The organism is Serratia sp. HNCC26DJ206, from assembly GCF_057180605.1.
Genome location: NZ_JBXUGP010000022.1, coordinates 22435 through 47416, shown reverse-complemented (window position 1 = coordinate 47416; position 24982 = coordinate 22435). Strand labels below are relative to the sequence as shown.

At 54.3% G+C, this 24982-nt stretch carries 30 protein-coding genes; 14 read left to right on the top strand and 16 right to left on the bottom strand.

The genetic code is table 11. The features are described 5' to 3' along the window. Positions 1-119: 119 nt before the first annotated feature. The 5 genes from sspB to zapE form a co-directional block, all read right to left on the bottom strand. Positions 120-617, bottom strand: a complete 498-nt coding sequence (gene sspB, locus AC2A1E_RS15695; protein ID WP_484384512.1) for a ClpXP protease specificity-enhancing factor — start codon at positions 615-617, stop codon at positions 120-122. Positions 618-622: 5 nt separating this feature from the next. Continuing rightward, positions 623-1264: a stringent starvation protein SspA gene (gene sspA / locus AC2A1E_RS15690; RefSeq protein WP_484384511.1), complete on the bottom strand. Its 642-nt coding sequence runs from the start codon at positions 1262-1264 to the stop codon at positions 623-625. A gap of 388 nt (positions 1265-1652) precedes the next feature. Continuing rightward, positions 1653-2045 (bottom strand): 30S ribosomal protein S9, encoded by a 393-nt coding sequence (gene rpsI, locus AC2A1E_RS15685; RefSeq protein WP_076942061.1) that lies wholly within the window; start codon positions 2043-2045, stop codon positions 1653-1655. 15 nt (positions 2046-2060) lie between these two features. After that, a complete protein-coding gene (rplM, locus tag AC2A1E_RS15680) occupies positions 2061-2489 on the bottom strand; it encodes a 50S ribosomal protein L13 (protein ID WP_459400174.1) in 429 nt (142 codons plus the stop codon). 220 nt (positions 2490-2709) lie between these two features. After that, on the bottom strand, positions 2710-3837 hold the full coding sequence (gene zapE, locus AC2A1E_RS15675; protein ID WP_484384510.1) for a cell division protein ZapE: 1128 nt from the start codon (positions 3835-3837) through the stop codon (positions 2710-2712). 231 nt (positions 3838-4068) lie between these two features. Here zapE and zapG point away from each other — a divergent pair, with 231 nt between their 5' ends. The 3 genes from zapG to degS all read left to right on the top strand — a co-directional run bounded on the left by zapG (position 4069) and on the right by degS (position 7182). After that, entirely contained in the window at positions 4069-4470 is a 402-nt protein-coding gene (zapG, locus tag AC2A1E_RS15670) for a Z-ring associated protein ZapG (RefSeq protein WP_484384509.1), read from the top strand. Between the two features lie 190 nt (positions 4471-4660). Continuing rightward, a complete protein-coding gene (degQ, locus tag AC2A1E_RS15665; protein WP_484384508.1) occupies positions 4661-6034 on the top strand; it encodes a serine endoprotease DegQ in 1374 nt (457 codons plus the stop codon). Positions 6035-6123: 89 nt separating this feature from the next. Next, positions 6124-7182 carry an outer membrane-stress sensor serine endopeptidase DegS gene (gene degS, locus AC2A1E_RS15660; RefSeq protein ID WP_484384507.1) on the top strand — a complete coding sequence of 353 codons (1059 nt, stop codon included), beginning with the start codon at positions 6124-6126 and terminating at the stop codon, positions 7180-7182. Between the two features lie 44 nt (positions 7183-7226). Here degS and murA read toward each other — a convergent pair whose 3' ends face one another. From murA to mlaF, 7 genes are all read right to left on the bottom strand, one after another. Next, positions 7227-8486 carry a UDP-N-acetylglucosamine 1-carboxyvinyltransferase gene (gene murA, locus AC2A1E_RS15655; protein WP_484384506.1) on the bottom strand — a complete coding sequence of 420 codons (1260 nt, stop codon included), beginning with the start codon at positions 8484-8486 and terminating at the stop codon, positions 7227-7229. A gap of 54 nt (positions 8487-8540) precedes the next feature. Further along, entirely contained in the window at positions 8541-8795 is a 255-nt protein-coding gene (gene ibaG / locus AC2A1E_RS15650; protein WP_459400180.1) for a BolA family iron metabolism protein IbaG, read from the bottom strand. A gap of 129 nt (positions 8796-8924) precedes the next feature. Beyond that, positions 8925-9227, bottom strand: coding sequence for a lipid asymmetry maintenance protein MlaB (gene mlaB / locus AC2A1E_RS15645; protein WP_484384505.1), 303 nt, complete (start codon positions 9225-9227; stop codon positions 8925-8927). Further along, positions 9227-9856 carry a phospholipid-binding protein MlaC gene (gene mlaC / locus AC2A1E_RS15640; protein WP_484384504.1) on the bottom strand — a complete coding sequence of 210 codons (630 nt, stop codon included), beginning with the start codon at positions 9854-9856 and terminating at the stop codon, positions 9227-9229. Before mlaC ends, mlaB begins: the two co-directional genes overlap by 1 nt. A gap of 14 nt (positions 9857-9870) precedes the next feature. Then, positions 9871-10407: an outer membrane lipid asymmetry maintenance protein MlaD gene (gene mlaD / locus AC2A1E_RS15635; protein ID WP_484384503.1), complete on the bottom strand. Its 537-nt coding sequence runs from the start codon at positions 10405-10407 to the stop codon at positions 9871-9873. A 4-nt stretch (positions 10408-10411) separates the two neighbouring features. Then, positions 10412-11194 carry a lipid asymmetry maintenance ABC transporter permease subunit MlaE gene (gene mlaE, locus AC2A1E_RS15630; RefSeq protein WP_484384554.1) on the bottom strand — a complete coding sequence of 261 codons (783 nt, stop codon included), beginning with the start codon at positions 11192-11194 and terminating at the stop codon, positions 10412-10414. Between the two features lie 4 nt (positions 11195-11198). Beyond that, the gene (gene mlaF / locus AC2A1E_RS15625) at positions 11199-12014 is read right to left on the bottom strand and encodes a phospholipid ABC transporter ATP-binding protein MlaF (RefSeq protein ID WP_473189721.1); all 816 of its coding nucleotides are present in this window, start codon (positions 12012-12014) and stop codon (positions 11199-11201) included. Positions 12015-12447: 433 nt separating this feature from the next. Between mlaF and AC2A1E_RS15620 the strand changes: the two genes are divergently transcribed. The 11 genes from AC2A1E_RS15620 (at position 12448) to npr (ending at position 20541) form a co-directional block, all read left to right on the top strand. Further along, positions 12448-13428: a calcium/sodium antiporter gene (locus AC2A1E_RS15620; protein ID WP_484384502.1), complete on the top strand. Its 981-nt coding sequence runs from the start codon at positions 12448-12450 to the stop codon at positions 13426-13428. 15 nt (positions 13429-13443) lie between these two features. After that, positions 13444-14430, top strand: coding sequence for an arabinose-5-phosphate isomerase KdsD (gene kdsD, locus AC2A1E_RS15615; RefSeq protein ID WP_459400187.1), 987 nt, complete (start codon positions 13444-13446; stop codon positions 14428-14430). A 17-nt stretch (positions 14431-14447) separates the two neighbouring features. After that, complete coding sequence (gene kdsC, locus AC2A1E_RS15610; RefSeq protein ID WP_484384501.1) at positions 14448-15002, top strand: 3-deoxy-manno-octulosonate-8-phosphatase KdsC; 555 nt, start codon at positions 14448-14450, stop codon at positions 15000-15002. Then, complete coding sequence (gene lptC, locus AC2A1E_RS15605) at positions 14999-15577, top strand: LPS export ABC transporter periplasmic protein LptC (protein ID WP_459400189.1); 579 nt, start codon at positions 14999-15001, stop codon at positions 15575-15577. Before kdsC ends, lptC begins: the two co-directional genes overlap by 4 nt. Beyond that, entirely contained in the window at positions 15546-16085 is a 540-nt protein-coding gene (gene lptA / locus AC2A1E_RS15600) for a lipopolysaccharide ABC transporter substrate-binding protein LptA (protein ID WP_484384500.1), read from the top strand. The genes lptC and lptA overlap by 32 nt, the downstream gene beginning before the upstream one ends. A gap of 6 nt (positions 16086-16091) precedes the next feature. Further along, positions 16092-16817: an LPS export ABC transporter ATP-binding protein gene (lptB, locus tag AC2A1E_RS15595; RefSeq protein ID WP_484384499.1), complete on the top strand. Its 726-nt coding sequence runs from the start codon at positions 16092-16094 to the stop codon at positions 16815-16817. 30 nt (positions 16818-16847) lie between these two features. Then, positions 16848-18281 carry an RNA polymerase factor sigma-54 gene (rpoN, locus tag AC2A1E_RS15590; RefSeq protein WP_484384498.1) on the top strand — a complete coding sequence of 478 codons (1434 nt, stop codon included), beginning with the start codon at positions 16848-16850 and terminating at the stop codon, positions 18279-18281. A gap of 23 nt (positions 18282-18304) precedes the next feature. Then, the gene (hpf, locus tag AC2A1E_RS15585; protein ID WP_411753371.1) at positions 18305-18592 is read left to right on the top strand and encodes a ribosome hibernation promoting factor; all 288 of its coding nucleotides are present in this window, start codon (positions 18305-18307) and stop codon (positions 18590-18592) included. 230 nt (positions 18593-18822) lie between these two features. Continuing rightward, positions 18823-19284: a PTS IIA-like nitrogen regulatory protein PtsN gene (gene ptsN / locus AC2A1E_RS15580; RefSeq protein WP_473189713.1), complete on the top strand. Its 462-nt coding sequence runs from the start codon at positions 18823-18825 to the stop codon at positions 19282-19284. Positions 19285-19417: 133 nt separating this feature from the next. Beyond that, entirely contained in the window at positions 19418-20272 is an 855-nt protein-coding gene (rapZ, locus tag AC2A1E_RS15575) for an RNase adapter RapZ (protein ID WP_473189712.1), read from the top strand. Next, on the top strand, positions 20269-20541 hold the full coding sequence (gene npr, locus AC2A1E_RS15570) for a PTS phosphocarrier protein NPr (RefSeq protein WP_459400196.1): 273 nt from the start codon (positions 20269-20271) through the stop codon (positions 20539-20541). Before rapZ ends, npr begins: the two co-directional genes overlap by 4 nt. A gap of 144 nt (positions 20542-20685) precedes the next feature. Here npr and AC2A1E_RS15565 read toward each other — a convergent pair whose 3' ends face one another. The 4 genes from AC2A1E_RS15565 to AC2A1E_RS15550 all read right to left on the bottom strand — a co-directional run bounded on the left by AC2A1E_RS15565 (position 20686) and on the right by AC2A1E_RS15550 (position 24920). Further along, the gene (locus AC2A1E_RS15565; RefSeq protein ID WP_484384497.1) at positions 20686-22179 is read right to left on the bottom strand and encodes an aldehyde dehydrogenase family protein; all 1494 of its coding nucleotides are present in this window, start codon (positions 22177-22179) and stop codon (positions 20686-20688) included. Positions 22180-22199: 20 nt separating this feature from the next. After that, the gene (locus AC2A1E_RS15560; protein WP_484384496.1) at positions 22200-22565 is read right to left on the bottom strand and encodes a cupin domain-containing protein; all 366 of its coding nucleotides are present in this window, start codon (positions 22563-22565) and stop codon (positions 22200-22202) included. Positions 22566-22754: 189 nt separating this feature from the next. Continuing rightward, positions 22755-24056: an NAD(P)/FAD-dependent oxidoreductase gene (locus AC2A1E_RS15555; RefSeq protein WP_484384495.1), complete on the bottom strand. Its 1302-nt coding sequence runs from the start codon at positions 24054-24056 to the stop codon at positions 22755-22757. A gap of 99 nt (positions 24057-24155) precedes the next feature. After that, positions 24156-24920: a response regulator transcription factor gene (locus AC2A1E_RS15550; RefSeq protein WP_484384494.1), complete on the bottom strand. Its 765-nt coding sequence runs from the start codon at positions 24918-24920 to the stop codon at positions 24156-24158. Positions 24921-24982 lie beyond the last annotated feature (62 nt).

Sequence of the window (24982 nt, the reverse complement as noted above, 5' to 3'; positions counted from 1 at the left end):
ACTTCTCTGCACTATCCCAAGGGGCCAGCTTGCTGGCCCTTTATTTTTTGGCGAGCGCCCAAGATCCGGGCAACAAAAAAGGCACAGCATGCTGTACCTTTTTATCCTGCTTGCTGCGATTACTTCACGACGCGCAACGCCGGGCGGCCACCGCGTGGCGGCTGCGGCGGTTCATCATCAGGCCCATGATCATCACGAATATCCTGGCGATCGCCGTCGATCACTGACATCAGGTTCTCCGAAGAACCGGTTTGATTATCCAGACCTTCGAAAGTCCCTTCCGCTTCATAGGCGGCTTCAGGTTCGAACATGGTGCCAGCACCGTTTTCGCGTGCGTAGATCGCCAGCACTGCTGCCATTGGCACCCACACCTGACGCGGTACACCGCCAAAACGGGCGCTGAAACTCACGTCACTGTCACCCAGTTGCAGGTTACCCACGGCACGCGGCGCGATGTTCAGAACGATCTGGCCGTCGCGGGCAAATTCCATCGGCACCTGAACATCAGGGCGCATAACATCCACCACCAGATGCGGGGTGAGCTGATTATCCAGCAGCCAGTCATAGAATGCCCGCAACAGATAAGGACGGCGCGGGGTCATCTGAGACATATCCATGACGCTTAGCCCCGAGTCTGCAGGCGCATTTCGCGCTCGGCTTCGGTCAGGGAGGCCAGGAATGCATCACGCTCGAACACACGGGTCATGTAGCCTTTCAGCTCTTTGGAGCCGGTACCGCTCAATTCAATACCCAGTTGCGGCAAACGCCACAGCAACGGTGCCAGGTAGCAATCCACCAGGCTGAATTCTTCGCTCATGAAATACGGCGTCTGGCCGAAGATTGGCGCGATCGCCAGCAGTTCTTCACGCAGTTGACGACGAGCTGACTCAGCTTCCTGCGCATTACCCTGCTCGATTTTGTACATCAGCGAGTACCAGTTTTTCTCGATACGCAGCATCATCAGGCGGCTTTCACCACGTGCAACCGGGTAAACCGGCATCAACGGCGGGTGCGGGAAACGCTCATCAAGGTATTCCATGATGATGCGGGATTCATACAGCGTCAGTTCGCGATCGACCAGCGTAGGTACCGTTTGGTAAGGATTGAGGTCAATCAGATCCTGTGGCAGGTTATCCGGTTCAACCTGCTCGATCTCGACGCTGACACCTTTTTCCGCCAGTACGATACGTACTTGATGGCTAAAGATGTCGGTCGGGCCAGAAAACAGCGTCATTACCGAACGTTTGTTGGCAGCGACAGCCATGAAAACCTCCAAGTGTTATCTAGAAAATACTGCGAATAGCCAACTTCCCTTTGTCTTTCAAATACTATCCTGCGGCAATTTGAAATCTATTGGGTCTATCAGGCTGCTATCCTGAATATTCTTGACCGCAAGCCAGCAGCTCGCAGATAAACCTGGCTCGAGAAACGGGCCTCGGAGGTAGACTGACAGCAACTGCACGGCGAACAGGCGCAAAAGTGGGTGATAGTCTACCAGATTTTGACTGTTTTGTGGTGACTATGCGGCAATTTCATGTTGAATTGTCAAGCGAGTTGCAAATTTTCATGAAGTTTCAAGGAATTTCAGGCATAAAAAAACCCGGCGAAGCACCGGGTTTTTCGCGCAAATCGCACTGCCGAAGCAGCAAGAATTAACGCTTGGAGAACTGCGGACGACGACGTGCTTTACGCAGGCCGACTTTCTTACGTTCAACCTGACGAGCATCACGAGTAACGAAGCCTGCTTTACGCAGTTCGCCACGCAGAGTCTCATCATATTCCATCAGTGCACGGGTGATACCGTGACGGATAGCACCAGCTTGACCAGAGATACCACCACCTTTAACGGTGATGTACAGGTCAAATTTACCAACCATGTCGACCAGTTCCAGCGGCTGACGAACTACCATGCGGGCAGTTTCACGACCGAAGTACTGTTCCAGGCTGCGCTGGTTAATAACGATGTTACCACTGCCCGGCTTGATGAAGACGCGAGCGGCGGAGCTTTTGCGGCGACCAGTGCCGTAGTATTGATTTTCAGCCATTGCCTATAATCCCGATTAGATGTCAAGAACTTGCGGTTGCTGTGCCGCGTGATTGTGCTCAGTGCCCGCGTAAACTTTCAGTTTACGGTACATTGCACGACCCAGCGGGCCCTTCGGCAGCATGCCTTTAACCGCGATTTCAATCACACGCTCAGGACGGCGGGCAATCATCTCTTCAAAGGTCGCTTCTTTGATACCACCGATGTGGCCGGTGTGATGGTAGTACATCTTGTCTGTACGCTTGTTGCCGGTTACAGCAACTTTTTCTGCATTCAGAACGATGATGTAGTCACCGGTATCAACGTGCGGAGTGTATTCCGCTTTATGCTTGCCGCGCAGACGACGAGCCAGTTCAGTAGCAAGGCGGCCTAAAGTTTTACCGTCTGCATCAACAACGTACCAGTCGCGTTTTACGGTTTCTGGTTTAGCTGTAAAAGTTTTCATTAAAAGCTTACCCAATAATTAGTTACACGTTGGTGAACACCCAAACGCTCGAAAACAGCTGAGGCTCACACGACCATCAAGTCCAGCAAACCTACCCCTTCGAATAGCCATTGCCGGCACTATAAAGTTTTTGGGAAAAAAACTTTGTTGTAACGTGGGGTCGCAGGATTATAGAGAAGTCGCCCACAAAGGTCGAACAGTTTTTGAGGCAAACAGCGATTTACGGTAAGTGAGGCAGCTTCAGATACTCCTCACTCTGCATCTCCTGCAACCGCGACAAGCAGCGCTGGAACTCAAACTTCAGCCGCTCGCCCTGATAAATCTCGAACATTGATGCCTCGGCGGTAATCACCAGTTTGACACGACGCTCGTAGAACTCATCCACCAGAGCCAGAAAACGGCGGGCAGTATTTTCCTTCAGCGGCCCCATAATGCGCACGTTATACAGCATCACGCTGTGATACAGACGCGACAGCGCAATATAGTCCAACTGGCTGCGCGCCTCTTCGCACAGGGTGTGGAAGTCTACCGCCAAAACCCCTTCCACCGCACGGATGGTCGGCAACGGCCGATGGTTGATTTGCAGTACCGGTGCATCTTCACCTGCTCTGCCCGCCAGTTTCAAAAAGATCTGATCCATTGTGCCCTGGTTTTGTGGCGTGAGCGGTGTCAGATACAGATGCGCCTGTGTCAGGGTGCGCAGGCGATAATCAATGCCGGCATCGACGTTCATCACCTCACAATGTTCCTTGATCAACGCGATGGCAGGCAGGAAGCGAGCACGCTGCAAGCCGTTATGATAGAGGTGATCCGGCAGAATGTTGGAGGTTGCCACCAAGGTGATCCCACGGGCAAACAGTGCCTGCAACAGCGTTGCCAACAGCATGGCATCGGTGATATCCGAAACGAAAAACTCATCGAAGCACAGCACATCGGTCTGTGCCTTGAAACCGTCGGCCACGATCTCCAGCGGATTTTCCTGCCCCTGCAATTCCGTCAGTTCTTCGTGTACCCGCAGCATAAAGCGGTGAAAATGCAGCCGCAGTTTGCGTTCGCCAGGCAGGCTGTGGAAAAACAGGTCCATCAGCCAGGTCTTACCGCGGCCAACGCCCCCCCACATATAAAGCCCCTGCACTGGGCGCTGGCTCAGCGTTTCGCTGCTTTTACCCCACAGTCGGCTGAGTTTGCCGCGTAGACCTCCCGGTGTTACCGCTTGGGCAGGTAGCTGCAGCAATGCCTGATAGATCTGATCCAACTGCGTAACGGCCTGACGCTGAACCGCATCGGCCTGGTATTCCCCTGCCTCCAGCGCCTGCTGGTAGCGTGATAACGGTGACTGTGCCTGCATTTATTCGACGATCCCTAAGAACGCTGAGAATTTATTTAACCCATTTTCGCGGCGTTTTGCTGCCGCTTCGCACCCTGTTCGCCACATTTACCCGCGCTGTGGCCGGAGAAAAACCCGGCAAACATTCGGTTACGGTTTATCAGGATTCCACTCAGACAAGGTTAACGGTTATAGTGGACATTATTAAGTGAAAAATCCCTGCGGAACAACGAAGTCAAAATAGGAGTCATCATGACCTGGGAGTATGCGCTAATTGGTTTGGCCGTCGGTATCGTGATTGGTGCGGTAGCGATGCGTTTTGGTAACAGTAAACTACGCCAACAACAAGAGTTGCAAAGCGAGTTGGATAAAAGCAAAACCGAGCTCGAGGAGTACCGTCAGGAGTTGGTTGGCCACTTTGCTCGCAGTGCCGAACTGCTGGATAACATGGCGCGCGACTATCGCCAGCTGTACCAGCACATGGCGAAAAGCTCCAACAATCTGCTGCCGGATCTGCCGCTCCAAGACAATCCGTTCCGTTATCGTCTGACCGAAGTGGAAGCCGATAACGATCAGGCACCGGTAGAAATGCCGCGGGACTATTCCGAAGGAGCATCTGGTCTGCTGCGTGGTGCAACACCACGCCGCGATTAATCTCTCTAATGTAACCCGTGGGCCATCCCACGGGTTTCTTGATTTTGTCCACGCCTTACCCCCTGCATCTGAGCTATTCTTGCTACTGACGATTAAGTGAACTTTTCACGCAAATTCACACTCTTACATGGGTATCGCTATTGCTTTATCATCAGAATTTCACCGGCAGGTATTAAGAGAGTTACTATCAATGAAGAAAAAATCATTAATTCTTAGCGCGTTAGCAATGAGTATTAGCCTGACGCTGACTTCTGTACCGGCAGCCAACGCAGTCATGCCGGTTGCCGTTCAGGGGCAACCGCTGCCAAGCCTGGCACCGATGCTCGAAAAAGTCCTGCCCGCAGTGGTGAGCGTGCGAGTGGAAGGCACCCAGGTACAAAATCAGCAACAATTGCCAGAGCAGTTTAAATTCTTCTTTGGCCCCAATATGCCATCACAGCGGCAAAGCTCGCGTCCTTTTGAAGGCCTGGGTTCTGGTGTGATTATTGATGCGGAAAAAGGGTATGTCCTGACCAACAACCACGTCATCAATAACGCCGACAAGATCAGCATCCAGCTCAATGATGGCCGTGAATACGATGCCAAACTGCTGGGCCGTGACGAGCAGTCCGACATTGCTCTGCTACAGGTCAGCGCTGCCAAAAATCTGACTGCGGTAAAAATGGCAGACTCCGACCAACTGCGCGTGGGTGACTTCGCGGTAGCGGTCGGTAACCCCTTCGGCCTCGGCCAGACGGCAACCTCCGGCATTATCTCCGCCTTGGGCCGCAGCGGCCTGAGCCTGGAAGGGCTGGAAAACTTCATCCAGACCGATGCTTCCATCAACCGTGGCAACTCTGGCGGCGCGCTGGTTAACCTTAACGGCGAACTGATCGGTATCAACACCGCCATTCTGGCGCCGGGCGGGGGCAATATTGGTATCGGTTTCGCGATCCCTAGCAATATGGTGCAGAGCCTGAGCAAGCAACTGATTGAGTTCGGTGAAGTCAAACGCGGTCTGTTGGGTATCAAGGGCAGCGAAATGACCGCCGATATGGGGAAAGCCTTTAATACTGACGTTCAGCGTGGTGCCTTTGTCAGCGAAGTGCTGCCAAAATCTGCCGCCGCCAAAGCAGGTATCAAAGCCGGTGACATTCTGGTATCCATTGAAGGCAAACCGATCAGCAGTTTCGCTGAACTGCGCGCCAAAGTCGGCACCACCGCACCAGGCACCACCATCAAGGTGGGTCTGTTGCGCGAAGGCAAGCCGATGGAGGTTGCAGTAACCCTGGACAACAGCGAGAGTGCCGCCACCAACGCCGAGACGCTGTCTCCTTCGCTGCAAGGGGCATCCCTCAGTAACGGTGCTCTGCCAGGCGGTGAGAAAGGCGTGAAAATTGAAAACGTCGAGAAAGGCACCCCGGCGGCGCAGATTGGCCTGCAGAAAGGGGATGTGATCATCGGTGTCAACCGCGAACGGATTGAAGACATCACTGCGTTACGTAAACTGCTCGAAACTAAGCCAGCCGTCACGGCATTGAGCATCATGCGCGGCAATGAAAACATTTATCTGTTAATGCGTTAATTTGTCTTAAAACCGGGTTCGGTAACATACTGAACCCGGTTAACTCATGCTATCCTCCGTTTATCTTCCATTTCTCATATTAAAAATCCATGTTTGCTAAGCTTTTGCGTTCCATTGTTATTGGTTTGATTGTCGCCGGCCTGTTGTTGGTTGCCCTGCCCGTGCTGCGTTCTTCCAGTAATCTTTTCGCAAGCAAGCCTGGCAACACCAGTGACGAAACCCCTGCCAGTTACAACACCGGCGTACGCCGCGCTGCGCCTGCGGTGGTGAATATCTATAACCGCAATATGAGTGGCACTGCCAACGTGCTTTCGCTGGGTTCCGGCGTGATCATGAACGATCGCGGTTACATCATCACCAATCGCCATGTGATCAAAGATGCTCAGCTGATTACCGTGGTGCTGCAAGATGGCCGCCGTTATGAGGCGCTACTGGTGGGCTCCGACAGCCTGACCGATTTAGCGGTGCTAAAAATCGATCCCGGCAATTTGCCGGTGATCCCGATCAATAGCCAGCGCCCGGCGCATATTGGCGATGTGGTGCTGGCGATCGGCAACCCCTACAATCTGGGGCAAACTGTCACGCAGGGGATTATCAGTGCCACCGGCCGTATCAGCTTGAGCACTACCGGGCGGCAAACCTTCCTGCAAACCGATGCTTCCATCAACCGCGGCAACTCTGGCGGTGCGTTAGTCAACTCATTGGGTGAACTGATGGGTATCAATACGCTCACTTACGACAAAGTGACCGATGGGGAAACGCCTGAAGGCTTGGGCTTCGCCATTCCGACGGCGCTGGCAACCAAGATTATGGATAAGTTGATCCGCGATGGCAGGGTGATCCGCGGTTACTTCGGCATTCAGGGGAAAGAGATTATTCCGGTTCGCACCTCCAATACCGGCATCGATCGCCTGCAAGGCATTATCGTTACCGAACTCACGCCCAATGGGCCAGCCGCCAAAGCTGGTTTCCATATCAACGACATCATTATCAACGTCGATAACAAACCGGCAGTGGCCGTGTTGGAAACCATGGATCAGGTGGCCGAAATTCGCCCAGGCACCGAAATCCCGGTTGTGGTATTGCGTGAAGGTCAACGCCTGACGCTGAAGATGACGGTGGGTGAATTCCCGGAAGATAATAACTAAAAAGCCCGGTTTCCCAGGCTTCTCTGTAGCGACAAACGGTAACCTTACGCTTCTTTCACACGCTCGATATTAGCACCCAGCGCGCGCAGCTTGTGCTCGATACCCTCATAACCACGATCGATATGATAGATACGATCAACCATCGTCACGCCTTCAGCAATACAACCTGCCAGCACCAGGCAAGCGGAAGCACGCAGATCCGTTGCCATCACCTGCGCACCGGAAAGCTGCTCAACACCGTGGCAAATCACGGTATTGCTCTCGATCTCCGCATGTGCCCCCATGCGAATCAGTTCAGGAACGTGCATGAAACGGTTTTCAAAGATGGTTTCGGTGATCACACCGGTGCCTTCTGCCACCAGGTTCAACAGGCTGAATTGCGCCTGCATATCGGTGGGGAACCCCGGGTGCGGCGCAGTACGCACGGTTACCGCTTTCGGACGCTTGCCATGCATATCCAGGCTAATCCAGTCGGCACCCACTTCAATATCGGCACCGGCTTCGCGTAACTTGGCCAACACCGCATCCAGCGTATCCGGGCGCGTATTACGGCACAGAACTTTGCCACCGGAAACCGCCGCCGCCACCAGGAAAGTACCGGTTTCGATACGATCAGGCAGCACGCGATAAACGCCACCGCCCAAGCGCTCAACGCCTTCAATCGTGATGCGGTCAGTACCTGCACCACTGATTTTGGCACCCAGCGTGTTGAGGAAGTTGGCGGTATCGACAATTTCCGGCTCACGTGCGGCGTTCTCAATGGTGGTGGTGCCCGTTGCCAAGGTTGCCGCGCTCATAATGGTCACGGTCGCGCCTACGCTGACCTTATCCATCACGATATGTGCGCCTTTCAAGCGCCCGTCCACGGAAGCCTTGACGTAGCCCTCTTCCAGTTTGATCTCAGCCCCCAGTTGTTCCAGGCCGGTAATGTGCAAATCAACCGGACGCGCGCCGATGGCACAACCGCCGGGCAGCGAAACCTGACCACGACCAAAACGTGCGACCAACGGCCCCAAGGCCCAGATGGATGCACGCATGGTTTTCACCAGATCGTACGGCGCACAAAACTCATTCACCTCGCTGGCATCAACGAACACCGAGCCATTACGCTCGATTTTGGTACCTAACTGGCTGAGTAATTTGATGGTAGTGTCAATGTCCTTCAGCTTCGGGACATTCTGTAACTCGACAGGCTCTTCCGCCAACAACGCGGCAAACAGGATCGGCAGGGCGGCATTCTTTGCCCCGGAAATGGTCACTTCCCCGCTCAGACGGGTCCGACCCTGCACACGAAATTTATCCATTTGACTACTCTCTGTTATTTGTTCTGAGCTGCCTGCCTGACAGGGCAAACAGCCTTAAAATCCGTTGAGCTTGCGATCCCGCCGCCACTCTTCTGGCGTGAATGTTTTTATCGACAAAGCATGAATGCGGTTATCCGCGATGTATTCCATCAACGGCGCATAGACGGTCTGCTGTTTTTTGACGCGGCTCAGGGTGGCGAACAGTTCACCCACCACGATCACCTGAAAGTGGCTACCATCACCGGTAACATGGACTTCATCCAGTACCAACGCGCGCATCAGTACGTCTTTAATTTCGCTATTTTCCATAGTATCCAGTTCTGTATCAAAAGGATCATCATCAGCCTTGTATCTTAGTGGAATCCGGCGCTTTCTTAAACTAAAGAAAAAGCCCCTCGGTAACAGGGGCTTTCAGCGCGCAGCCAACTAAAAATAGGGCTAACTGACGGTATTGGCAGGCATTATCGCTTGCAGATTGTAGAGCGTAATCAACGTTTGCAGCCGTTCTGTCACGCCAGAAATTTTTAACTCGATACCCTGCTGGTGTTGTTGCTCGCGCAAATGCAGCAACATTGCCAAGCCGGAAGAGTCAACACGCTGCAATTGCGCTACATCAAGGGTGGTTTTATCCGCCATCAACACCTCGCGCTGTTGCCACAACGGCAACAGCGTTTCGCGAGTCAGTTCACCGCGCAGGGCCAGAGTTTGCTGCTGTGATTCCCAGCTCAGAGCCCCGGCCATCACTTTTTCTGATCCAGCGTGATCGGCTGCTGAGCTGCAACCAGCAACTGCTGAGTCAGGCCATCAACCCCTTTGGTACGCAGAGTCGACGCCCACTCGTTCTGCTTGGTGGTGATCATACTGACGCCTTCGGCGATCATGTCATACGCTTGCCAGTAGCCAGTCTTGCTGTTTTTACGCCATTGGAAATCCAGGCGCACCGGCGGGCGGCTACCGTTATCAATGATCGTCACACGAATGGCGATAATATCGGCATCACCTACAGGTTGCGCCGGTTCGATCTGGTAGGTCTGCCCATGGTACAGCGCCAGTGCCTGGCCGTAAGCCTGCTCCAGATAAGCCTGGAAGGCGGCAAAATAGGCCTCGCGCTGCGCCGGAGTGGCTTCTTTGTAGTAACGGCCCAATACCAGCGCACCGGCATATTTCACCTGAACAAAAGGCATCAACTCTTCATGCACAATGGTACGCAGATAGTTGGGATCCTGCTTGATCTTCGGCTGCTCGGTTTTCAGGCGCGTGAAGGTTTTATTCGCAGCATCCTGCATCAGGCTATAAGGGTTGGTCTGATCAACCGCAGAAGCCAGCGGTGCAACCACCAGCAGAGCCACCATCAGTAAACGTTTAAACATGCAGGTTTCCTCTCTTAATGACTTGGGGCAGGTTGTGGAACAGCATCGGCTGCTGGTGTTGCTGCGGCAGGTTTGCCCGCACTATCGCCACTCTTATACAAAAACTGGCCGATCAAATCTTCCAGCACCATGGCTGACTTGGTGTCCTGAAGGGTTCCGCCATCTTTCAGAATGGCGGTGCCCATATCGGGATCTTCAAAACCAACATTCAACGCCAGATACTGCTCCCCCAACAGACCGGAGGTACGGATCGCCAACGAACTGGTGTCCGGGATCTGGTTGTATTTATCCTGAATGTCCAGCGCCACACGCGGGGTGTAGGTTTTTGGATCGAGTGAGATCTCAGCCACCCGGCCAATCACCACACCACCGATTTTCACCGGAGAACGCGCTTTCAAACCACCGATATTATCGAAGGTGGCATAGATACGGTAAGTCGGATCATTGCCGATCGATTTAATATTTGCCACCTGCAGGCAGAGGAAGACGACGGCACACAGTGCAATCAGCATAAACGCCCCAACCCAGATTTCACTCTTCTTCGTTTGCATCGAATCAATTCCCAAACATCAGTGCAGTCAGCACAAAATCCAATCCCAACACCGCCAGTGACGAATGTACCACGGTCCTTGTCGTTGCCCGGCTAATCCCTTCAGAAGTCGGCACCGCATCATAGCCGTTGAAGATCGCAATCCAGGTGACGGTAATAGCAAATACCACGCTTTTGATCAGGCAGTTGAGTAAATCCTTGCGCCACTCAACCACTCCTTGCATGGCAGACCAGAAGAAACCGCTGTCGATCCCCTTCCAATCCACCCCCACTACCGATCCCCCCCAGATCCCGACGGCAACGAAAATGATCGTCAGCAGCGGCATGCTGATCAAGCCAGCCCAGAAACGCGGGGCAACGATGCGCCGCAGCGGATCGACCGCCATCATTTCCAAGCTCGAAAGCTGCTCTGTCGCTTTCATCAGACCAATCTCGGCGGTCAAGGCAGAACCGGCACGGCCAGCGAACAGCAGCGCGGTCACCACCGGCCCCAGTTCGCGCAGCAGCGATAGCGCCACCATCATACCTAAGCTAGCCTCTGCGCTGTAGGTGGTTAGTACCAGGTAGCCTTGCAGCCCCAATACCATGCCGATAAACACGCCGGAAACCATGATGATCAATAACGATTGCACGCCCACGCTATAAAGTTGCTTGATCAACAGCGGCCACTGCTTACGCGGTTCCGGGCGCCCGACCAGCGCGTGGAACAGCATCAGCCCGGCACGCCCAAAGGAAGCGCTGGTGTTGATGCCACGGCGCCCTAACGACGCTAACGCCTGTAAAAACATGAAGTTAATTACTCCCATTCCTTAGAAGCTCAGTCTGGTAATCACTGGCCGGATAGCGGAACGGTACCGGCCCATCGGCAATACCATCCAGGAACTGACGCACGCGCGCATCAGGGTTGTTCTGCAATTGCGGTGCTGTACCCTCGGCAATCACATGGTGATCCGCCACGATATAGGCGTAATCAGCAATGCTCAACACTTCTGGCACATCATGTGACACCACGATACAAGTGATGCCCAGCGCATGATTCAACTCGTCAATCAGCTTGACCAACACGCCCATGGTGATCGGATCCTGGCCGACAAAAGGCTCGTCGAACATGATCAATTCCGGATCCAGCGCAATGGCCCGTGCCAGTGCGGCACGCCGCGCCATCCCACCAGACAGTTCGTTGGGCATCAGTTCGGCAGCGCCACGCAATCCCACGGCTTCGAGCTTCATCAGCACCGTGCTGCGCAAGATCGGTTCCGGCAGGCGGCTGTGCTCACGCAGCGGAAAAGCCACGTTTTCAAACACCGTCAGATCGGTGAACAGCGCCCCCGATTGGAACAGCATGCTCATTTTTTTACGCGATTCATACAGTTGATGGCGCGATAATGCAGGAATGTTATCACCATCAAACCAGATCTCGCCGCGATCTGGTGCTAACTGGCCACCGATCAGGCGTAACAGCGTGGTTTTGCCAATCCCCGATGGCCCCATGATCGCCGTTATTTTGCCACGGGGGACCGTCAGATTGATGTCTTCGAATATCAGCCGATCGCCGCGAGAGAAGCTCATACCGCGCACTTCGACCAGATTATCTGCCTTCTGGTGCATGTTTATTGATCCTTTACCGGTCATTCTTGCTAAGAGCCTGCTTCTAATAGGACGATTGTGCAGGCTCTAAATCTATCCGTGATGTTAAAGCAACAGACGCAATGCGTCTTATCTTTACAAAAACTTATCGTCATTTCGCTACCAATGATGCCATTGGTTTTACTTTTAGGCTTCAGGCAGTCAAAATTAAGAAATAACGCAAAAAAATGAAACTGTTCGACTTTTAGCCGGGAAAATACGTTGTTCTTTGCACAACGATGGGCAAGCAAGATGGCCGAATTTCGGCTTTACCAACGAACCGGGATGATACCCAATGGATTTCAAGTTGTAGCCAGGCGGTCAGTCGGTGCCCCAATCACTGGGGTGAACGTGCACAACCCACAACACTGCAACCTGAAAAACCAGGGGGATTATACCCAATAAAGGACCCTGCATGTTTCTCGCGATAGTATTGTTAATCGTTGGTTTATTTTTACTGGTGTATGGAGCGGATCGATTAGTTTATGGTGCGGCGGTGATTAGCCGCTCCTTGGGCGTACCACCGCTGATTATCGGGATGACCATTGTCGGCATCGGCACTTCCTTGCCGGAGCTGATCGTTTCGGTGACGGCGGCGCTGAACGGGCAGACCGATATGGCCGTTGGCAACGTGTTAGGTTCCAACATCGCCAATATTTTATTGATCCTGGGGGTTGCTGCCCTGATCCACCCTTTGGCCGCACGTTCTGAAATCCTGCGGCGCGAACTGCCGCTGATGTTAGCGGTCACCGTCTTGTGCGGTTTTGTGCTGATGAACAACAGCCTCAGCCGGTTGGATGGCGTGGTGCTGCTGACCGCGGCCGCCGGGTTTATTCTGCTGATGCTGAAAATCGCCCGCCAGGCCCAGCGCGAAGGCAATGACAGCCTGACCATGGAACAGCTCGCCGAACTGCCGCAGGACAGCAGCAACACCGTGGCGGTGCTGTGGCTGGTGCTGGCCTTTATCATCCTGCCGCTCTCTTCGAAGATGATCGTCGACAACGCCACGGTGATTGCCCATTACTTTGGCCTGAGCGAACTGGTGGTCGGCCTGACGATTATTGCCATCGGTACCAGCCTGCCCGAACTGGCCACCTCGATTGCCGGAGCACTAAAGGGTGAAGATGATATGGCGATTGGTAATATCATCGGCTCCAACATTTTTAACACGGTGATTGTTCTGGGCGTCCCTGCCCTGCTGTCGCCGGGCAGTATTGATTCTGCCGCTTTCCAGCGCGATTACTGGGTAATGCTGGCGGCCAGTATCCTGCTCAGCGCCTTGTGTATCGGGCGTAAACATCGCATCGGCCATCTGGCTGGTGCTCTGTTATTATGTGGTTTTATTGCGTATCTTGCGGTGTTGTTGTTTAACCCTTTCAGCGCGTTTTTTGGCTAAGTGATGGGAATAAGTATGTCGAACATTCAGTGGCAACCGGGCTTTGATTTTCAGCAGGCGGGCAGAGAAGTGCTCCAGATTGAGCGCGACGGCCTGGCCCAGCTTGATCAGTACATCAATGCCGATTTTACCCGCGCCTGCGAAATGATCGCCGCCTGCTGCGGCAAAGTCGTCGTCATGGGCATGGGCAAATCCGGCCACATCGGTAGCAAAATTGCCGCTACCTTGGCCAGCACGGGCACCCCAGCGTTCTTCGTGCACCCGGCAGAGGCCAGCCACGGCGATCTTGGCATGGTTTCAGCACAGGACATCGTATTGGCCATCTCCAATTCCGGCGAATCCAATGAGATTCTGGCCTTGATCCCGGTGCTGAAACGCCAGCAGATCCCACTGATTTGCCTGACCAACAACCCGGAAAGCTCAATGGGCAAAGCGGCGGAAGTGCATCTGTGCATTAAGGTGCCGCAAGAAGCCTGCCCGCTCGGCCTGGCGCCCACCACCAGCACCACGGCTACGTTGGTGATGGGCGATGCCCTGGCGGTGTCGCTGCTGAAAGCGCGCGGTTTTACGCCGGAAGATTTTGCGCTGTCGCACCCCGGCGGGGCGCTTGGCCGCCGCCTGTTGCTGCGCGTCAGCGATATCATGCACAGCGGCGATGAGATCCCGCAGGTGAGCGCCGATGCTTCTCTGCGTGATGCCTTGCTGGAAATCACCCGCAAAAACCTCGGCATGACCGTGATCTGCAACGATCTGATGAAAATCGCCGGGATTTTTACCGATGGTGACTTACGCCGGGTCTTCGATATGGGCATCGATCTCAACAACGCTAAAATCGCCGATGTGATGACGTTGGGCGGCATCCGGGTGCGCCCGAACATGCTGGCGGTTGACGTACTCAACCTGATGCAGCAGCGCCATATCACCGCCGTGCTGGTTGCTGATGGCGACCAGTTGCTGGGTGTGGTACATATGCATGACATGCTGCGCGCCGGCGTCGTCTAATGAAAGGAACGAAGTGAATGAGTATGGTCGAAACCTGCTACGGGCCGGTAACTGAAAGCGTAATGGCACGAGCCGGGAAGATCCGCCTGCTGATTTGTGATGTCGACGGCGTGCTGTCTGACGGCCTGATCTACATGGGCAACCAGGGTGAAGAGCTGAAAGCCTTCAACGTACGCGATGGCTACGGCATCCGCTGCCTGAAAACCTCAGGCATTGACGTCGCCATCATCACCGGCCGTTCCGCCAAATTGCTGGAAGATCGCGCAAAAACGCTGGATATCACCCATCTGTATCAAGGGCAATCCGATAAGCTTTTGGCCTACCGCGAACTGTTGGATAAACTGTCGTTAACGCCTGATGAAGTCGCCTACATCGGTGACGATCTGATCGACTGGCCAGTGATGGCCGAAGTGGGTCTGGCGGTCGCCGTAGCAGATGCGCATCCGTTGCTGACACCGCGTGCTCATTACGTTACCCGCATTGCCGGTGGGCGTGGTGCCGTGCGTGAACTGTGTGACATTATTCTTTTGGCTCAGAACAAGCTGGAAGGGGCCAAAGGGCTGTCGATATGAGTAAAACCAAGCTTTGGATCACCCTGATACTGGCGGTGATCGTACTGGCGCTGATCGGCTGGAATATGGCCGACTTCAGCGATGACGACAGTTCGGTGCCGATCAATCATCAGGATCCGACCTACCAGAGTCAGCATACGGTGACCGTGGTGTACAGCCCAACCGGTAAGCTGAACTATAAACTGGTGGCCGAAGAGGTGAAGTATTACACCGCCGATGAATTAAGCTGGTTTACCCAGCCGGTGATGACGCTGTTTGATCAGAATGCCGTAGCCACCTGGTCGGTACGTGCCGATCGCGCCAAGCTGACCAAGGATCGTATGTTGTATCTGTACGGCCACGTTGAGGTGAACAGCCTGACCACCACCTCGCAGCTAGAAAAAATCAAAACGGACAATGCTCGGGTTAATCTGGTCACACAAGATGTCTACTCCGATGATGAAGTGACCCTGTTCGGGACCAATTTTACCTCTAACGGCATGAAAATGCGTGGGAACTTGCGGGACAAAACCGCTGAGCTGATTGATAAGGTCAAGACCAACTATGAAATTCAGAACCAAAAAACAACTCCGTAATCTGTTGATCGCCAGCCTCGTTTTGACCGCCAGCACTCCGGTTCTGGCGTTGAAATCCGACGCCGATCAGCCAGTGAATATCAATTCACTGAAACAATCGCTGGATATGCAGAGCAACGTCAGCACCTTTACCGACGAAGTGGTGATCAAGCAGGGCACCATTGAGATCAAAGCCGATAAAGTGGTGGTCACCCGCCCTGATGGCGATCAGAACAAGACCTACATTGAAGCCTTTGGCAAGCCGGTCACGTTTTACCAGATGCAGGATAGCGGCAAGCCGGTGAAAGGCCATGCGCAGAAAGTTCGTTACGACGTTGCCACCCAGTTAGTCACGCTCACCGGCAATGCCTATCTGGAGCAGCTCGACAGCAATGTGCAGGGCGATCGCATCACCTATCTGGTGCAACAGCAGCAGATGCAGGCGTTCAGCGATAAAGGCAAACGCGTGACCACGGTGCTGGTGCCATCACAGTTGCAAGACAAAAACGGTCAAAAGAAGAGTAACTAATCACTTATGGCAACACTCATCGCAGAACATCTGGCGAAAGCCTATAAAGGCCGCAAAGTCGTCGAAGACGTCAGCCTGAAAGTGAAATCCGGCGAAATCGTCGGCCTGCTGGGCCCAAACGGTGCCGGTAAGACCACCACTTTCTACATGGTCGTGGGTATCGTTCAGCGCGATGCCGGGCGTATCGCCATCGATGAAGAAGACATCAGCATTCTGCCGCTGCATGCGCGTGCACGCCGCGGCATCGGCTATCTGCCACAGGAAGCCTCGATCTTCCGTCGCCTGAGCGTTTACGACAACCTGATGGCCGTGCTGGAGATCCGTGACGATCTCACCAGCGAACAGCGTACCGATCGTGCGATAGAGCTGATGGAGGAGTTCCATATTTCTCATCTGCGCGACAACCTGGGTCAGTCACTTTCCGGTGGTGAACGCCGCCGCGTGGAAATTGCCCGTGCGCTGGCCGCCAACCCGAAATTCATCCTGCTGGATGAACCCTTTGCCGGGGTTGACCCGATTTCCGTTATCGACATCAAGAAAATCATCGAGCACCTGCGTGACAGCGGCCTGGGCGTGCTGATCACTGACCACAACGTGCGCGAAACGCTGGACGTGTGTGAACGCGCCTACATCGTCAGCCAAGGCAAATTGATTGCCCATGGCACGCCAGATGCTATTCTGGCCGATGAGCAAGTGAAACGCGTTTATCTGGGCGAAGAATTCCGCCTCTAGGTTCTAGCTAACGGAAGTAACCTGAAGATTATGAAGCAAGGTTTGCAACTCAGGCTCAGCCAACAATTGGCGATGACTCCCCAACTGCAACAGGCAATACGTCTGTTGCAGTTGTCCACGCTTGAGCTCCAGCAGGAAATCCAACTGGCGTTAGAGAGCAACCCACTGCTTGAACAAACCGACCTGCACGACGAGATCGACACCGAAGAACGCCCCGAGACCGAAGCGCTGGATACCCGTGAAGCGCTGGAACAGAAGGATATGCCCGAAGAGCTGCCGCTGGATGCCACCTGGGATGAAATCTACACCGCAGGGACTCCGTCCGGTAACAGCATCGATTACGGCGATGATGAACTCCCGGTCTATCAGGGGGAAACCACCCAGACGTTGCAGGACTATCTGATGTGGCAGGTGGATTTAACGCCGTTTTCCGATACCGACGCGGCCATTGCCACCTCGATCGTCGACGCCGTTGATGATACCGGCTATCTCACCGTGCCGCTGGAAGACATTCTGGAAAGCCTCGGTGATGACAATGTGACCATGGACGAAGTCGAAGCGGTATTGAAACGCGTACAGCGTTTCGACCCGATCGGCGTTGCGGCGCGCGATCTGCGTGATTGCCTGCTGATCCAGCTTTCTCAATACGCCAAAGACACGCCTTATCTGGCCGAAGCACAATTAATCGTCAGTCATCATCTGGATTTGCTGGCCAATCACGACTTTCGCAGCCTGATACGAACAACTCGCTTAAAAGAAGATACACTGAAAGAAGCGATGGCGCTGATCCAGTCGCTCGATCCGCGCCCTGGTCAGTCGATCAACACCGGTGAATCAGAGTATGTGATCCCGGATGTGCTGGTGCGTAAGGTACAAGATAAATGGCAGGTTGAACTCAATACCGACAGCATCCCACGGTTGAAGATCAACCAGCAGTATGCGGCGCTTGGCAATAGCGTGCGCAACGATGCCGACGGCCAGTTTATCCGCAGCAATCTGCAGGAAGCGAAGTGGCTGATTAAAAGCCTGGAAAGCCGTAACGACACTCTGCTCAAAGTGACCCGCTGCATTGTCGATCAGCAGGAAGCGTTCTTTGAACAGGGGGAAGAATTTATGAAACCCATGGTGCTGGCCGATATTGCCCAGGTCGTGGAGATGCACGAATCGACCATCTCGCGCGTGACCACGCAGAAGTTTCTGCACAGCCCGCGCGGCATTTTTGAATTGAAATATTTCTTCTCCAGCCATGTGAATACCGACAGCGGCGGCGAAGCCTCCTCCACGGCGATCCGTGCGTTGGTGAAGAAGTTGATTGCGGCGGAAAACCCCGCTAAACCGCTTAGCGACAGCAAGCTGGCCACAATGCTTTCCGATCAGGGGATCATGGTGGCACGGCGCACCGTTGCCAAGTACCGAGAGTCTTTGTCCATCCCGCCGTCAAATCAGCGCAAACAGTTGATTTGACCTCACTAGAGAAGGAAGACATTATGCAGCTCAACATTACCGGACACCACATCGAAGTCACTGAACCCATGCGTGAGTTCGTGAACACCAAGTTCGCCAAACTCGAACAGTATTTTGATCGCATAAATCAGGTGTATGTCGTTCTTAGTGTGGAAAAAGTGCAGCAGATTGCTGAAGCAACGGTGCACGTGAATGGAGGCGAGTTGCACGCCACCTCGGAAAAAGAAGATATGTATGCCGCAATTGACTGCCTGATCGATAAACTGGCGCGCCAATTGAACAAGCATAAAGACAAACTCAAGCAGCACTGACATTAAGGCCGCGATCGCCCAGGCGAAAGCAGCCCAAATTGTAGTCATTGGCTACTAGGCAACCCTCGGCGTGTTACCCTGAATGGGGCACGCCGATCAGCCATCAGGGTTAAACCGGCGAAAAAAACCGATTCATTAAGCGTAATCGGCACAGGCAGTTTGCACACCACCCGCGGTGGTTTCAAATCGCCAGTCACAGCGTTCGATGAGGTTTTTTAAGTGAAGATGAGATGAACAACGAAATAATGCAATTAAGCTCGGTATTAAACATCGAGTGCACCAAAAGCTCGGTACACTGCACCAGCAAGAAACGGGCGTTGGAAATTATCAGCGAATTGGCCGCCAAGCAGCTCAACCTGCCTTCGCAGGTGGTGTTTGAGGCAGTTCTCACCCGGGAGCGCATGGGCAGTACCGGTATCGGCAACGGTATCGCGATCCCCCATGGCAAGCTGGAAGAGGACACCCTGCGTGCCGTTGGCGTGTTTATCCGTCTGGAACAACCCATCGCCTTTGACGCCATTGACAACCAGCCGGTCGATCTGCTGTTCGCCTTGCTGGTCCCGGCCGATCAGTGCAAAACGCATTTGCATACGCTGTCGCTGGTCGCCAAACGGCTGGCGGACAAAACCGTCTGCCGCCGCCTGCGGGCTGCGCAGACCGACGACGAACTTTATCAGATTATCACCGAATAACCGTTGGCTGGCGTGACTTTCAGCCATGAAAAAGCTACTGTTTTACTGATAATGCATCCAGGCTACGGCCTGGATAATAAAAGATCCTAACGGTGGCGATAAGCGCCATTGAGATGCCAGGGGGAGTTGCCACATGGTGCTGATGATTGTCAGCGGCCGTTCCGGTTCAGGGAAGTCTGTCGCCCTACGGGCGCTGGAAGATATGGGTTTTTACTGCGTTGATAACCTGCCGGTAGTCCTGCTGCCGCAGCTCGCTCAAACGCTGGCTGAGCGTAATACCTCTGCGGCGGTGAGCATTGACGTGCGTAACATGCCCGAATCACCGGAAGTGTTCGAATACGCAATGACTCAGTTGCCGGAGAGCTTTTCGCCGCAACTGCTGTTCCTCGACGCCGATCGCAATACCCTGATCCGCCGCTACAGCGATACTCGCCGCCTGCATCCTCTTTCTGCCAAAAATCTGTCGCTGGAAAGCGCGATCGATGAAGAAAGCGATTTGCTCGAGCCCCTGCGTTCGCGCGCCGATCTGATCATCGACACCTCAGAAATGTCGGTGCACGAGCTGGCCGAAATGCTGCGTACCCGTCTGCTGGGTAAACGCGAACGCGAGTTGACCATGGTGTTTGAATCCTTCGGCTTCAAGCATGGCCTTCCTATTGATGCCGACTATGTGTTCGACGTGCGTTTCCTGCCAAACCCGCACTGGGATCCCAAACTGCGCCCGATGACCGGCCTGGATAAACCGGTGGCGTCGTTCCTTGACCGCCACACCGAAGTGCATAACTTCATCTACCAGACGCGCAGCTATCTGGAACTGTGGCTGCCGATGCTGGAAACCAACAATCGCAGCTATCTGACCGTGGCTATCGGCTGTACCGGTGGTAAACACCGTTCGGTGTATGTCGCTGAACAGCTGGCTGATTATTTCCGTTCGCGCGGCAAGAACGTGCAATCACGCCACCGCACGCTGGAAAAACGCAAGCAATGACGGTCAAGCAGACGGTAGAAATCAAAAACCGGCTGGGCATGCATGCCCGGCCAGCGATGAAGCTGTTTGAACTGGTGCAGAGTTTTGACGCCGAAGTGCTACTGCGTAATGACAGCGGCACCGAAGCGGAAGCCAGCAGCGTGATCGCACTGCTGATGCTGGATTCCGCCCAAGGCCGCCAGATCGAAATTGAAGCCACCGGGCCGCAAGAACAACAGGCCCTGGCGGCGGTGATTGAGCTGTTTAATTCCGGCTTTGATGAGGATTAACCTCTCCTCATCTCAGAATACCCTATGGATTTCAAGTTGCAGCTAGGCGGCAAGGGCGTGAATCCCCAGGAGCTTACTTAAGTAAGTGACTGGGGTTCACGCACGCAGCCAACAACGCTGCGGCTTGAAAGACGACGGGTATGCTTAGTACCTCATCATCACCGATTTCAGCTCGGTATAATGCTCGATAAACGCGCTGCCAAATTCACGCCCAATCCCTGACGATTTTACCCCGCCGAACGGCAATGCCGGATCGAGGAAGGTGTGCATATTGATCCACACCGTACCGGCTTCGATCCTCGGGATCATGCGCATCGCCTTGCTCAGATCGTTGGTCCATAGGCTGGCCGCCAGACCGTAGGGCGAATCGTTCATCATGGCGATCATCTGTTCTTCATCGTCATAGGCCAGGAAGGTGCCCACCGGGCCGAAGGTTTCCTCACGCATCAACAGATCGTTCGGCCCATTGGCGCGGATAGCCGTCGGGGCCACAAAGAAACCAGGGCCAGCAAGCGCATGGCCGCCGCAGACAATCTGGCTGCCTTCGGCACGCGCCTGATCGAACAGGCCAAGCACCTTGCGATAATGGGCTTCGTTGGCTAACGGGCCGACCTCGGTGGTTTCGTCCAGTGACGACCCTACCTTCATGGCACCCAAACGCTGCGTCAGCTTTTCCAACACCTCATCAATATGGCTGGCCGGCAGATAAAAACGCTCGGCCGCTGCGCAGATTTGCCCCTGATTCAGGTAACCGGCTTCGATGATACCGTCGACCATCTTGTCGACTGATACATCGGCCAGAAACGCTGCGCCATTTTTACCCCCCAACTCCAGCGTGGTGCGCACAATCCCCTGCTCCATGGCGGCTTTACCCACGGCAATGCCGGTCGGCACCGAGCCGGTAAAGGTCACTTTGGCGCAATGAGGGTGAGCGATCAGCGCCGGGCCCAAACGCGCACCAGAACCGTTGATCACATTAAGCGCACCGTCCGGGATCCCCGCGGCTTTCGCCAGCTCAGCCACCCGCAACATGGTCAGCGGCGTATATTCACTGGGTTTCAGCACCACCGTGCAGCCGCAGGTCAGCGCCGCAGCCAGCTTCCAGATGGCGATCATGATCGAGAAGTTCCACGGGATAATACCCACCACCACGCCCAGCGGTTCACGCCGGGTGAAGGCGGTGTACTGTTCTCCCTTGAAGGAAGGCAATGAAACGTTGAGCGTTTCCCCGCTGATTTTGCTCGACCAACCGGCAAAGTAACGCAGGAATTGCGCAGCCATGTCGATTTCCAAGCCACGCGCCAGTTGAATGGTTTTACCGGAACATAGGCTTTCCAACTGCGCCAGCTCTTCACGATGCGTTTGTAACAAATCGGCCAAGCGCGTCAGGCAGTTGCCGCGCTCCATCGGCGAGACCTGCGCCCAGGCACCGTGGAAAGCGGCAAATGCCGCCTGCATTGCAGCATCCACCTCTTCCTGCCCGCCTTCCATAACCTGCGCAATGGCCTGCCCGGTTGCCGGGTTAACCACCGCAAACCTTTCCGTTCCTGTTCCGCTCAGTAACTGGCCATTAATGTAGTGACCATGATCGCGGCCCAGAAATGCCGTCACCTGCGGCAGCAGCGTAATATCAGTCATCGCCTCACCCTCTTTCAGCGTTAGCCTGCAACAATCGCCAGATAGTGCTTAACAAAGCGATCGGAGGTAATTTCCCAGCGTACCGGGGTGCCTTTTTCCACAAACCAAGAATCACCGGCTTGATAGTGCCCCGATTCGCCGGTGTTTTGGTTGGTCAGCGTCGCGGTGCCTTCCCACACGGTGGCATGCTCAGTAAACGGATATTCCATCACGAACGTGCCCCGGGTGCAGCTAAAGACGCCGCAATTCAGGTTGTCTGACGCTTCACCAAAGATCATCGCCACACCGACGTTCGGTTCACCGGCAACCACCGTCGCCCCCAGGTTGCTGACGCTGCCGATTTGCTGCAGTTCTGGTAGTGTTTGCTTAAGCAGTAATGGTTTCATAGTTTTTCCTTTTAAAATCAATGATGGGATTTTCCCCTCACCCTAACCCTCTCCCCAAGGGAGAGGGATTGTCTAGCGCATCGCTGCAACAACAACGTTCGCCTGCAAAGTGGCACCTTGCACCAACAGAGCCGCTAACGTCTTTTCCCCCTCTCCCTGGGGAGAGGGCCGGGGTGAGGGGCGACAGAATCAACGGCGGCCCTTCCAGTAGCCCGAAGTCTGGTGCCAGGCTTTACCAGCGGTGAGCATCACCCGGCGCAGCTTGTCTTTGCCGAAAATATTGATATGCGGGATCGAGCTCATCAGATCGTAACGATCGGAGCCCTCACTCATGCCCTCCGCCAACACCTTGCAAACGATATGGCTCGGCGTCACGCCAAAGCCGGAATACCCCTGCACATAGAACACATTGTCGTGCTGTGGCAAGGTACCAATCTGCGGGAACAGATTGGCGCTACAACACAGCGGCCCGCCCCAGGCCAGGTCGATCTTCACGTCTTTCAGATAAGGGAACACCTTCAGCATCAGGTTACGGTTCCAGGCTTTCAGATCCGATGGGATGTACTCGACCAAGCGGGTCGTGCTGCCAAACAGCAGCCGGTTCTCGTTGGTGACGCGGTAATAGTCGATCACCGGCCGGATATCGCTGTAAGCGCCGCGAATCGGGCTGATCCGGTTGATCAACTCGTCAGATAAAGGCTCAGTAGCCAGTTGGAAGGCATAGGTGTTGATGGTTTTGTTATAGATGAAAGGCTCCATGCCATTCAGGAAACCATTGCAGGCCCAGAGCATTTTCTTGGCACGCACCGAGCCCATCGCCGTGCGCACGGTAATACGCGAACCGTATTCCACGTTCAGCACGCTGCTGTTCTCGAAGATTTTTACGCCGTAACCCGTCAGCGCCTGTGCCTCACCCAGCAACAGGTTGAGCGAGTGGACGTGGCCGCCGCCCATATGTTTCAGCGCACAGGTATAGGCATCGGAACCCACCACCTGTTTCACCTCAGAACCGGTATAAAGTTCGATCTCTTCATCCGGTGAAACCGCCTTGAACTCCTTCAGCCAGCTACGCAGGGTTTTCTCCTGCCGCGCATTACTGCCCAGATAGCCGTAACCGAAGCAGAAATCCGCATTAATGTCGTATTTTTTGATCCGTTCGCGGATGATCCCGGCCCCCAGATTGCTGATCTTGAAAATAGTTTCCAGCCCAGCCGGGCCAACGTGGCGTTTGATCTTTTCCAGATCGTGGCCAATCCCGGCCATCACCTGCCCGCCGTTGCGACCGGTACCGCCGTAGCCCAGATAGCGGCCTTCCAGAATGGCAATGTTGGTGATGCCTTTTTCCGCCAGCTCCAGCGCGGTGTTAATGCCGGAGAAGCCACCGCCGATGATCACTACGTCAACGTCCAGATCTTCTTCCAGCGTCGGGAAGCGCAGATCGTATTTCTTGGTCGCCGCGTAGTAGGTTAACGATTCGATTTCATTACTCATTCCTGCACTCCCGTTTACCCATTGCCTTAGCTGGATTATCAGGAGAGTGAGTGCGGGCGGCTATGTCCCTTTAGGGATATTTGCAACAGAATTTTAACATTATGCGGTGCGCCGCAGCGGCGTAGTGAGGAACAGGCTGAACAACTCGGCCTGAGAACCGATCTTCAACTTGCCGTAGATGTTTTTACGGTGATTTTTTACCGTACCCAGGCTGATGAACAGCCGTTCGGCAATCTGCTGCGAGCCGTTACCGTTAAGGATCAGATCGACAATCTCACGCTCACGCGGCGTCAATGCATAACGCGCCTGAGCGGCATTATCTGTCAGCGGAGTTACAGATACCGGCACATTAGCAGGCACCACCTCGCTGTGCAGCCGCGCGACGCTTTTCACCAGCGTTAACGCCCCGCGTAAATCCGCCAGACGGGGAGCGCGCACCCCTACCGTTTGCCGTGCAGAGCCAAAAAACACCCCCAAGCCACGCTCCGGCGTCAGTTGCAGCAACACGCCAGCTTCATCGTGCCAGCCAGTTTTACGGTAGAAGTTGCGGTAATAGTCCGTTTGATAGAAACCGCACGGGGCCAATTGGCGCAGGGTAAACACCTCCCCATGCCCACTGTCATTCAACACCCGGTAAAAAGGATCCTCAAGGTAAGCCCCCTGCTGATAAATCTGGTTTACCGCATCGCTGTTTTCCTTTTCGGTCTTCATCAAACAACGCGGTGCCTGGCCATGCTCAAAGGCATAAACGATGGCACTATCAAAAGCAAAGAACCCTTCCAGATAAGCCAGCAGATGAGGATAAAACTGGCGGGTCGCCACTGCATCGATCACCGCTGATAATCTTTCGATCTGAATATCCATGCCGCCCCCAAATCATTAATAGATTAACAATAGGCTTTTTCCCGATCATAACCCGCCGGTTT